At 38.1% G+C, this 11,255-nt stretch carries 8 protein-coding genes and 1 pseudogene; 2 read left to right on the top strand and 7 right to left on the bottom strand.

Translation table 11 applies throughout. From position 1 onward, the window contains the following. Nucleotides 1-597: 597 nt before the first annotated feature. From ESZ39_RS16235 to ESZ39_RS16260, 6 genes are all read right to left on the bottom strand, one after another. Nucleotides 598-1,893, bottom strand: a complete 1,296-nt coding sequence (locus ESZ39_RS16235) for an inorganic phosphate transporter (protein ID WP_146880974.1) — start codon at nucleotides 1,891-1,893, stop codon at nucleotides 598-600. Nucleotides 1,894-1,902: 9 nt separating this feature from the next. Continuing rightward, complete coding sequence (locus ESZ39_RS16240) at nucleotides 1,903-2,583, bottom strand: TIGR00153 family protein (protein ID WP_146880975.1); 681 nt, start codon at nucleotides 2,581-2,583, stop codon at nucleotides 1,903-1,905. Between the two features lie 206 nt (nucleotides 2,584-2,789). Continuing rightward, nucleotides 2,790-3,494 (bottom strand): phosphate signaling complex protein PhoU, encoded by a 705-nt coding sequence (phoU, locus tag ESZ39_RS16245; RefSeq protein ID WP_146880976.1) that lies wholly within the window; start codon nucleotides 3,492-3,494, stop codon nucleotides 2,790-2,792. Between the two features lie 31 nt (nucleotides 3,495-3,525). Beyond that, nucleotides 3,526-4,350: a phosphate ABC transporter ATP-binding protein PstB gene (pstB, locus tag ESZ39_RS16250; protein WP_146880977.1), complete on the bottom strand. Its 825-nt coding sequence runs from the start codon at nucleotides 4,348-4,350 to the stop codon at nucleotides 3,526-3,528. A gap of 92 nt (nucleotides 4,351-4,442) precedes the next feature. Beyond that, nucleotides 4,443-6,080 carry a phosphate ABC transporter permease PstA gene (gene pstA / locus ESZ39_RS16255; RefSeq protein ID WP_146880978.1) on the bottom strand — a complete coding sequence of 546 codons (1,638 nt, stop codon included), beginning with the start codon at nucleotides 6,078-6,080 and terminating at the stop codon, nucleotides 4,443-4,445. A 15-nt stretch (nucleotides 6,081-6,095) separates the two neighbouring features. Beyond that, nucleotides 6,096-8,273 carry an ABC transporter permease subunit gene (locus ESZ39_RS16260; RefSeq protein ID WP_146880981.1) on the bottom strand — a complete coding sequence of 726 codons (2,178 nt, stop codon included), beginning with the start codon at nucleotides 8,271-8,273 and terminating at the stop codon, nucleotides 6,096-6,098. Between the two features lie 491 nt (nucleotides 8,274-8,764). Here ESZ39_RS16260 and ESZ39_RS16265 point away from each other — a divergent pair, with 491 nt between their 5' ends. Then, a complete protein-coding gene (locus tag ESZ39_RS16265) occupies nucleotides 8,765-9,199 on the top strand; it encodes a CBS domain-containing protein (protein ID WP_191321827.1) in 435 nt (144 codons plus the stop codon). A 1,162-nt stretch (nucleotides 9,200-10,361) separates the two neighbouring features. After that, the gene (locus ESZ39_RS16270) at nucleotides 10,362-11,099 is read left to right on the top strand and encodes a PAS domain-containing protein (protein WP_146880980.1); all 738 of its coding nucleotides are present in this window, start codon (nucleotides 10,362-10,364) and stop codon (nucleotides 11,097-11,099) included. Here the strand turns inward: ESZ39_RS16270 and ESZ39_RS18160 are convergent. Then, nucleotides 11,074-11,255, bottom strand: a pseudogene (locus tag ESZ39_RS18160) (ISAs1 family transposase); the annotation flags it as partial. The gene ESZ39_RS16270 and the pseudogene ESZ39_RS18160 sit on opposite strands and share 26 nt — an antisense overlap.

Consider the following 11,255-nt stretch of genomic DNA (forward strand, 5'->3'; position numbering starts at 1 on the left):
CCTGCTTACTTTTACATGTTTGGCGGCTTGAGCTCTGTCAGCTCCATCCTTAATGTGCAATAAAGCTAATAGGCGAATTCTCATTCTGCCATTGGTTTCTTGAGCAATAAGTGCCTTTAAATTAATAGGCTCCAATTTCTCAGATAATTGTTTTTTAGTAATATATTTCATAACTACCATTAGATCACAAATTTAATCTAATTGGTATAATACCAGTTCCATTAAGTTTGTGATCTTGTTGTGCGCAGGAAAAATAATTCAAGATAAGGCGCTCGATTGAGCAATAGCTGGCTATTGGGAGTGAGAGCAACACAGCCTTGAGCTATTTTAACGAGTACAAGTGAGCAATAACTTAATGGGATTGGTATAATACTAATTCCATTAGCTAACACGCATCATCGCTCTTTTACATCAACCTGTATTTTTATAACAAGGAAATAAGTCATTAGAGAAATGTAGGAGCAATTACCGAGCAGCATTAATGCCATGGAGCCAGGAATCGCTAGGAGCGGTCATGTGATCGTGGCATACCATTGGTCCTGAACATAAAAAGCCAGCATAATTGCTGGCTTGATTGACGATTTTATACTTAGACTATTAGCTAAATATACCTTTCATTATCCAGAAGAAGATAATTGAAAGACCCGCACCTATTGGTAAGGTTATCACCCAAGAGATAACAATATTACGTACTACCCCTAAATTAATAGCGGCAATACCACGTGCCATTCCTACACCTAACACCGCACCGACTAATGTTTGTGTCGTTGAGATAGGCAAGCCTGCACCTGAAGCAATAACTACCGTACATGCAGCGGCTAATTCAGCAGCAAAACCACGACTCGGTGTTAAGTGAGTAATGCCGGTACCAATTGTCGCCATAACACGATGACCAAACAAGGCTAGACCCGCAACAATACCTAAACCACCCAGTGGTAAAATCCACCAGACTAGTGAAGCTTTTTGAGCAATTTCACCACCGTTATCGACAATACTAACCACAGCAGCTAATGGTCCAATAGCATTGGCGACATCATTTGAACCGTGAGCAAATGCCATACAACAAGCCGTTACTATCATCAAAACAGCAAACACTTTTTCAACATTAGCGTAATGTGTGGTTTTATCAGCGTTGTCGTCAAATTTAAGCCGAGTAATAAAAAACTTACCAATGACAGCAACAATGACAGCGACAATAATCGCTAAGTAATAACCACCAGCACCAGCAATTTCGAAGTTATAGAAACCTAAGTTGATATTGTCTAAACCTATATGTTTTAAACCTTTTTTAATGGTCACTAACGATAGGACAAAACCGGCTAAAAACATATAAAACGGCACATAACGTTTCGCTTGTTCTAATGGTTTTTCGGTATCAAAAATCAGTTTTTGTGCACTATTAAAAATTACAAAGGCAATAACACCAGAAATCAATGGTGTAACAACCCAGCTACCAACAATACCCCCTACTTTACCCCAAGCTACTGTATCTGGACTTATACCAATGGCAGCAAAACCGATGATAGCACCAACAATTGAGTGAGTCGTTGATACTGGCCAGCCTAAGATAGACGCTACTAACAACCAAGTTGCTGCAGCTAATAAGGCAGAAATCATCCCAAAGACTAACAGTTCAGGAATATCAACAAATAACGCTGGGTCAATAATGCCCTTACGTATAGTCGATGTAACCTCACCACCAGCTAAATATGCGCCAGCAAATTCAAAAATCATTGCAATAATAACGGCTTGTTTAATGGTTAATGCTTTTGAACCAACCGAGGTCCCCATTGCATTAGCAACATCATTTGCGCCTATGCCCCATGCCATAAAAAAACCGACAGCAGCGGCGATCATGACTAACGTAGAGCCATGAGATAATAAAATTTCCATGAGTGAGCCTTATTTTCTAGCCAAAAGAATTTCTAGACGTGCGCCAACACGTTCGGCAAGATCAGCTAATAAGCCAACCCAATCGATGATTTGATATAAAAACATCACGTCTATGCAATTTAAATCTTTTTCAATATTTAATAAATCTTTACGTAATTTAACTTGCATACCATCGGTATCATCTTCAATTTCATCAAGTTGACTGATCATTTTAGTGACCAATTCAACTTCACGACCACGAAATCCAGTTTCTAATAAGTCATCAAGTTCATTTATTGCATCTGCAGCTTTTTCAGCGGCGTCGATACTACGGGCGACATAAGCTATAAACTGCGCTTGTAATGCGGTAGGAATGGTTAATTTTCGGCCAAAGATACGTCCAGCAATATCTTTCGCACAATTGGCAATTTTATCTTGCTGAGATAATAACTCTAGTAAATCAGCGCGATCGACGGGCATAAATAAGCCGCCTGGAAGTTCTAAGCGAATTTGACGTTTTAAATCATCAGCATCACATTCCAATTTAGAAATTTTCTTACGAATTTTTCCTGCACTAGTCCAATCTTCCTCGGTCACTGCCGCGAAAAAAGGCACAAGTTGACTACAACATTTATGTACTATTCGAATATGTTTTTCTAGGGGTTTAATTGGCGACTTTGCAAATATGCCGATTATTGAGTTTCTGGCCATGATTAGTTTCCAGGAGCTTAAGCTCTTTGTTTTTTATTCGCCGCGGATATTAAAGCATTTGAAAGTGAATTCAAAGGTTTTATCACAAGACAACGGCGGTTTATAGTATGGTTATTATTTATCAGTGCATTTAAAAGTATAGGCATTATTAGCTAAACAATAGCTGATAATGCCTATAACTAAACACGTTGATTTAAAATAATGATTTAAGATAATGAGTCAAAATCTTCAGGTGTGGTGTGACGAACTGATTTACCTTTAACAAAATAAATGATGTATTCACAAATATTTTGACAACGGTCTCCAATCCGCTCTAACGCTCGCGCTGACCAAATAACACTCATTACTTGTGGGATTGAGCGTGGATCTTCCATCATATAGGTCATGAGTTGGCGTATTAATGCTTCGTATTCGCGATCAATTTTATCATCGCTTTTATGCACTTGAATTGCCGCCTCAACATCCATGCGGGTAAACGCATCTAACGTGGCTTGCAAAAACGTTAAGACATGGCGACCCAAATTATCCAAATTTGATAATAAGTCTTTGTGCTTCCCTGACAAGCTTTCTAAGGTGACGTTAGCAATTTTTCCGGCTTCATCGCCAATACGCTCTAGATCAGTAATGGTTTTTACAATCGCCATCACTAAGCGTAAATCGCCAGCGGCTGGCTGACGCTTGGCAATGATGCGCGTACACTCATCATCAATAGTGACTTCAGCGTTATTAATCAAATAGTCATTGCTGAGTACTTTTTTCGCTAACGCTTCATCCGCATCACAAACCGATGTTAGCGCGTCAGTTAGCTGTTTTTCAACCAAGCCCCCCATATGCATGACATGATTGATAATGCGCTCTAAGTCTTCATTGAACTGGCCAGAAATATGACGACCAATATTTAGTTTATCCACGGTATAACCCTCTGCTTATCGTCAATTTCTATTAACCGTAACGGCCCGTAATATAATCTTCTGTTTTCTTTTTTGCTGGAGTTGTGAACAAAGTATTAGTGTCACTATACTCAATAAGATCTCCCATATACATAAAGGCAGTTTGGTCTGAAACACGCGCTGCCTGTTGCATATTATGAGTAACAATAACCACAGTAAACTGTTTCTTTAAGTCATTGATTAACTCTTCAATAGTTAAGGTTGAAATAGGATCTAAAGCCGATGTTGGCTCATCTAATAATAACACTTCTGGTTCAATGGCAATGGCACGTGCAATCACTAAGCGCTGCTGTTGACCACCCGAAAGCCCCAAAGCACTCTCATGTAACCTATCTTTAACTTCATTCCACAACGCGGCACTACGCAAGGCTGTTTCTACCGCTTCGTCTAGCACACGGCGATTGTTGACACCGGTGATCCGTAAGCCATAAACAACATTTTCATAAATAGATTTGGGAAAAGGGTTTGGCCGTTGAAATACCATACCTACTTTACGACGTAAGGCAGCAACATCGGTATGGCGATCGTAAATATTTTCACCATTAAGGTTTATTTCACCTGTTATTTTACAAATATCGACTAAGTCATTCATCCGATTGATACAACGTAATAAGGTTGATTTACCACAACCACTGGGTCCGATAAAAGCGGTTACTTGCCCTTTAGGGATCGACATTGAAATATTTTGCAAGGCCTGCTTGTTACCATAATATAAGTCTAGGTGCTTAATTTCTAACGCCACTTGCTCTGGCGACAGGTTATTAAGATCGAGCTTAACATTGTGTGCTGATAAATTTTTTGGGGTAACAGAAATCATAGTGTTCTCTTTAAATCTTATTCAATAGATGGGAATCACTTCCCGTGCATCTTTTAATCTGTTTTTAAATCGCTTGGTTTTATCACTTTAGCTTAATGCTCTAACATGCGATATTTTTCCCGCAAACGATTACGAATCGATACCGCGGTTATGTTCAAAGCCACAATAATACTTACTAACAACAATGCCGTGGCATAAACCAAAGGTCTGGCTGCTTCAACATTTGGGCTTTGAAAGCCAACGTCATAAATATGAAAACCTAAGTGCATAAATTTACGATCTAAATGTAAAAATGGGAAGTTACCATCGATCGGTAAATTCGGCGCCATTTTTACCACGCCCACTAACATCAATGGCGCAACTTCACCTGCCGCACGTGCTATGGCTAAAATAATGCCCGTCATAATTGCTGGGCTGGCAATAGGTAAGATAATGCGCCATAAAGTTTCAGCTTTAGTGGCGCCTAACGCCAAGCTACCGTGTCGCATAGCAGAAGGAATACGAGATAAGCCTTCCTCGGTTGAAACAATTACCACAGGTAAGGTTAAAATAGCCAAGGTAAGCGCTGACCACATCACACCTGGCGTACCAAACGTAGGACTGGGTAAGGTTTCAGCATAAAACAACTGATCTAAGCTGCCACCGACCATATAAACAAAAAAACCTAAACCAAATACGCCATAAACAATAGACGGCACACCGGCAAGGTTAATTACCGCGATACGTAATAGTTTTGTCAGCGCATTATTACCGGCGTATTCATGCAAATAAATTGCCGCAACAACCCCCAATGGTGAAACAATCACCGTCATTAACAACACCATTAATACCGTACCGAATATCGCAGGAAATACGCCACCTTCGGTGTTCGCTTCACGCGGGTCTTTACTGACAAATGCACCTATTTGACTAAAAAACATTTTCAGTTTTTCAAACACGTTGAGTTTATTATTAAAAGTAACTTGTAATACATCTGCAAAGTTAATGGTAACTTTTTGACCATCCATCGCGCGCACCACAAGTTGGTCACGTGATATTTTCTCACGTAAAGCCATTAACTGCTTTTCTAGCACTTTATAATCAGCCTTTAAACCTGCTACTTTATCTTTAAACTCTTGCTGCAATTGTGTGGTAAGCGTGTCATCAAGTATATGCTTGCGCTCTTTTAAACGCGTGCGTTCAATTTGATAGTTAATCGCACCAATGTCAGACTTTTGTAGCTCTTCCATTTCTGCTTGAAAGTCACTCACTCGCTCAACGAGCTGTAACATTTGGTTTTGCTCTACCACCTGACCATCCAGAATAACGTCTTCGATATAACCGTAGAAATTACCATTAGTGCGGCGCTCAATAACCACTAACTCTGCAGGTAAAGAGCTGTTATTAATTTGCGGTACTAAAATCCAGCGAAAGTCTAAACTGACTAATTCACGGTTACCGGTTTTAATTAATAGCCGCTCAATGGTTTCAACTGACGAGTCAATATCAAGGTTGAGATGCACCAACTGCGATGCAGGTATACTTTCTTTTTCGTAAACTTCACCAATAACAGTTAAATGTTTACCTTGTTCATCAGTCATTTCAAACTGATAAATATCTGCGGGCCAAAAATAACTTAAACCACGCCAAGCTATTAACCCGAGTAAACCTATTACTGATATCAGGCTGATGCTAACACCACCTGCTGACAACCACACCCAAGGAGAGCCAGACTTAAACCAATTATTCATGCTATGTCGCCTTCCTTACAATGAGCTATATTTTTCACGCAAACGCTGACGTACAAATTCAGCAAGCGTGTTGACTACAAAAGTAAATACAAATAAAACAAATGCTGCCAAGAACAGAATACGATAATGAGAACTACCCACTTCTGATTCTGGCATTTCAACCGCAATGTTTGCTGCAAGTGTTCTCATACCTTGGAAAATACTCCAATCAAGGATCGGGGTATTACCGGTTGCCATTAATACAATCATGGTTTCTCCTACCGCGCGTCCAAGCCCCATCATAACCGCAGAAAATATGCCTGGGCTTGCTGTTAGTAACACCACTTTAATTAAGGTTTGCCATTGCGTAGCGCCTAAGGCTAAAGAACCACTGGTTAAATGCCTAGGGACACTAAAAATAGCATCTTCAGCCATAGAGAATATCGTTGGAATAACCGCAAACCCCATGGCAATACCAACAACTAAAGCATTTCGTTGGTCAAAATCCATACCTAAATCATTAGTAATAAATTGCCGAATATCACCACCAAACAGGTGTAATTCAAGCACTGGAGATAAGGCGAATGCCGCATAAGCCGCTAATAAAATGGCCGGAATTAAAATAACAGGCGCCCAGGTTTCAGGAATAAGTGATTTGTATTTTCGTGGTAATTTATGCCACGAAAAAGCGGTAATAAACACCGAAGAGGGAATAAAGACCAACAATAAAAAAATGGCTGGTAAGTAAATTTCAATAATGGGTGCTAACCAAAGCCCAGCCAAAAAACCCAATATTACGGTAGGCAAGGCTTCCATCATTTCAATGGTGGGTTTAACTTTTCTGCGCATACCTGGCGTCATAAAATAAGCGGTATAAATTGCCGCGGTTAACGCAATAGGCACAGCAAACATCATCGCGTAAGATGCGGCTTTAATGGTACCAAATGAAATCGGCACCAAAGAAAATTTTCCTTCAAAATCATCAGAGCCAGAAGTAGATTGCCAAATAAACTCAGGTTCAGGATAGCCCTCATACCAAACTTCTTGCCAAAGTGCTTGCCAAGTAACTTCTGGATGCTCATTTTCAACAGAGAAGATAGCCAGTTCATTGTTCGAAAACATCACTAAGCCATCGGCACGAGGCGCAATAGAAAGCGCTTGAGCATTACCTTGATGTAAATTACCACGCCATAAATCTGCTTCGCTGGTGGTATAAAACATGCCCATTTCACCTGACGGTGTTTCGGTGTAAAAGCTTTTACGATATTGCTCGGTATATATGGCGACTACTGGCTCATTGTCACTCACTTTAAAGCGACGAATTTCTTTGAACTCACGCCCTTGATCTGTGGCGACTTCAAACCATTGACTGACTGAGCCCTTGTCATCACCCAATAAAACTGAACTCCCCCCCGATAATAACGCCATAGTAGTAATATGATGGGGTGTCGATTTGTTTTGTGCTAATTGCGGAATAATGGTCGCTTTTAATTCGGCTTCATCATCTAATGAAAACACAGCAACTTGATCATTTTGGCGAATAAACACCATAGAGAGACCTGACGATACCAAAATATCATTGACCTGCTTTGCCTCATAATCAATTTCTTGATATTGCGCTTCATACGCCGTGTCGTAACTAAAATCGTCTTCGGCTAACAAAGTAGTTTTAATTAGGCGCTTATCTTGGGTAAAAGCAACGAAGATTGCTTTTTCATCATCCATGGCAAACGACAGCTGGGTAATAACGGCGTTATTTTCATCAATGGGTAAGTACTCTTCACCTAACGGGTAACGAATACTAGGAATAATGACTCTTTTACCACTGGTAAAGTTAGCGGTGAAACTCGGTACAATAAGCTGGACATTGCCAGCACTGTCAATTAATAGTTTTTGCTTTTGACCAACATTAATCAGCTGCGTTAAACTTTCACCGTCAGCAACCAGTTGCTGAGAAAGTATTTTTTCACCAGCTTTATGGCCTGCGCCATCGACTAATTGATAAAAGTTAATCTTGCCTTGTTCAGTAATGCTATAGGCAACTTCTTTTAATTCATCAACGCCTGTAGCTAACACCTTATATTCTTCGTTGATAACAAATTTTGCTGTTATATCAACTTTTGCAGATTCAAAGATAGGTTTAATTACATAAAGTAAATACATGAATATTAATACTAAGGTAAATAAAACACTGATACCGCCTAAGGTGATCATCCATTTTGCTAATGAATTTTTCACCTTGCGATAGTTTGCTGATTTAGAAGCAATGGCCACTTAAAAACACCTTCAACTATAATAATTTTTATAACTGCGACGATTATAGGACAGCAACATGACAGTTTTGTGACAAGGCGTTTTTATCTCGTATAACAATTTATAACCACTCCACTTCAAACTTCAGATCTGTGTAAGTCGAGAAAGTTATATTGGCATTAAAAAATTAACAAGGACAACTTGCTAGTTCTTAGTTATATTATAATTTATTAAATATTTTTGATGAAATAACAATACCTATTGAAATAGCAATGTATACCCATTCAACTTCAAAATGCAGTTTCAACACTAAGCTAGAAAATCAGATCAAGGCGCTATACATGGCTAAAGGTTATTATCGGTAACTGCTCTTGCGTTACTCTACTGTCCTACATCTATGCAAGAACCTTATTCTGAAGTGGAACGGTTATATTATGCTGAAGGATAAAGACATGAACATTAATCAAATAATGCAGCGTAATTTGATAACGTTAGAGTTAGATGACAGCTTAGAAAGTGCTAAAAAACTGTTTGAAAAACATCATATGCATCATATTCTGATCAAAGATCAAACTACCTTAGCAGGTGTTATTACCGACCGTGATTTATGGAAACACTTAAGCCCTACGGTAGGCACTAGAAAAGAAACCCCACAAGATAGTTTTATACTGAATAAAAAAGTGCATTTGATCATGGTTCGAGATCTAATCACCGCAACAGAAAATATAAGCTTAACTGAAGCGGTGCTGCTATTTCATGATCACAAAATATCGTGCCTTCCTGTTGTAGATGAAAATAAGTGTGCCATTGGTATTATTACTTGGCGCGATATTATCAAGGTCATGGCGGTGCAATATCGTCGAAAAAATCCAGACAACGTTAAGTAATACCAATCCCATTAAGTTATTGCTCACTTGTACTAGTTAAAATAGCTCAAGGCTGTGTTGCTCTGAATCCCAATAGCCAGCTATTGGGATTGAGAGCAACACAGCCTTGAGTCATTTTTCCTGCGTACAACAAGATCACAAACTTAATGGAACTGGTATAATAATGCTTAAAGATAAAAACTTAAGAGCTACAAGATAACATCAAAAAACTGGCTTTATGCTTAGCCTATGCAGCACGTTTTTCAGCAACGCAGTCAAATTCTAGCTGCTCATCGTAAGGCTTAGATAACATTTGTGGTGGACAATTATTGGCGACTTCATTAGCAAAAAAAATAGCAGTAAATTGATTATAACCGTTTCATTAATTATCTGGTTTACTTTATACACAGGGACAATAAGCGCCTGCATTGTTTAATAAGCGGCATCCATGCAGCGATAATGAGTAAATAAATAACGTAGTAATCGCTTGTTTTAACCAACTGAAATGCTCAGATAATTAGTAAGATTGGTATTATCTAAGCTAAATGTAATACCGGACAATAGGCTGAGTTATCTGTAATTAAACAATGCACTAGTATTAACTGGACAATTATCAATTTCAACTCCATGCTTGGTAAATCGTGCTTAATAAATGACCATTGATAAGCTGCTATTAATAAAATATTATAGTTTTATCTCAATAAAATACTTTTTACTTTAGCGAGTTAAATCGCGGCGACGAAAAGTATATAAAAGACCATGAGAAGTATATGAATGTGCATAACTGAACTTATATATCAATATATTACAGATAGTTAAAATTTTCATTTAACGTCATAGAGTAAATATTGAATACTTGTTTTAAAAACTTATTTTGCATAACTTATTTTAAAAACTTATTTTAAAAACTTTAATGAAATTTTTTTTTCATAATAAATTACTGATTGCTGTAAAGTCTATAAATTAAGTGTTGAAAAGATAGTCATACCAATTTCATTAATTAGGTAGTCTACTTTATACGCAGGAAAAACGACTCAATATAAGGTATTTATTTCAATAACTCGTTGTGCTAATTATTAAATAAATAACGCAGTAGTGGCTTGTTTTAACCAGGTGAAATGATCAGGTAATTAATGAGATTGGTATCAGATATTAAGTCAAATAATAGCAATGGGATGTGCGTATGGGCAATAAAAAAAATATAGCCGCTTTATTACAACAAGTGCAGGAAATGACTAGTGTGCTGGATAATATTGGCTCCTATGTCTATTGCAAAAACTTAGCCGGCAAATACACCTATGTTAATGCTAATGTTGCCGCGTTATTTCAAACCACTGTGCAAGATATTATTGGTAAAGATGACAGCCAATTTTTTGATTCAAATATGCTTGATGAACTACTAAAAAACGATTACAAGGTTGTTCTTAATAAGGTTTCATTAGTTTTTGAAGAAAATAATCTCATTAAACTTACCGGTAAAGTACATACCTACAAAACCATTAAAAGTCCTATATTCAATAATATTGGAGAAGTTATCGGTATTTCAGGGATATCAACAGATATTACCGAACAAAAAGCCCTAGAAGCAGATAATAAAGAGCAAAAGCATTTACTCGATGTTATTTTAAATAATGTCGATGCCTACATATACATGAAAGATGATAAGCGCCATTTTAAATATGTTAATCGCCGTGTAGCAGAACTTTTTGGCCGGCCTGCAGAAGAAATTATTGGCAAACTTGATACTGATGTTGTCTCCCAAGCAGAAGCCGATAACTTTTGGCAAACCGACAAACTCGTTTTTGAACGTAACGATAAAGTTGTTAGTAACGAAGTATTAGAAAATGTGGACAAAAAGACCCAACACCAGGGCGGGATTATGCTTTGCTTTATTTTTAACCAAATAAAATTTCCGCTCTAAATTTAGCATCCCAACATGCCCGCTGCATCTTACCTGCAACACTATCTGTTAGTGGGTGTGCTTTGATTAAGTTGAGTAGTTTACGCCTGATAGTCGCTAAATTTATCGCTCCGTCATCAGCATAAATTTGGCTCTCATCTTCCCTAAAGGTGACAT

It is taken from the genome of Colwellia sp. C1TZA3 (assembly GCF_007954265.1).
Taxonomy (GTDB): Bacteria; Pseudomonadota; Gammaproteobacteria; order Enterobacterales; family Alteromonadaceae; genus Cognaticolwellia.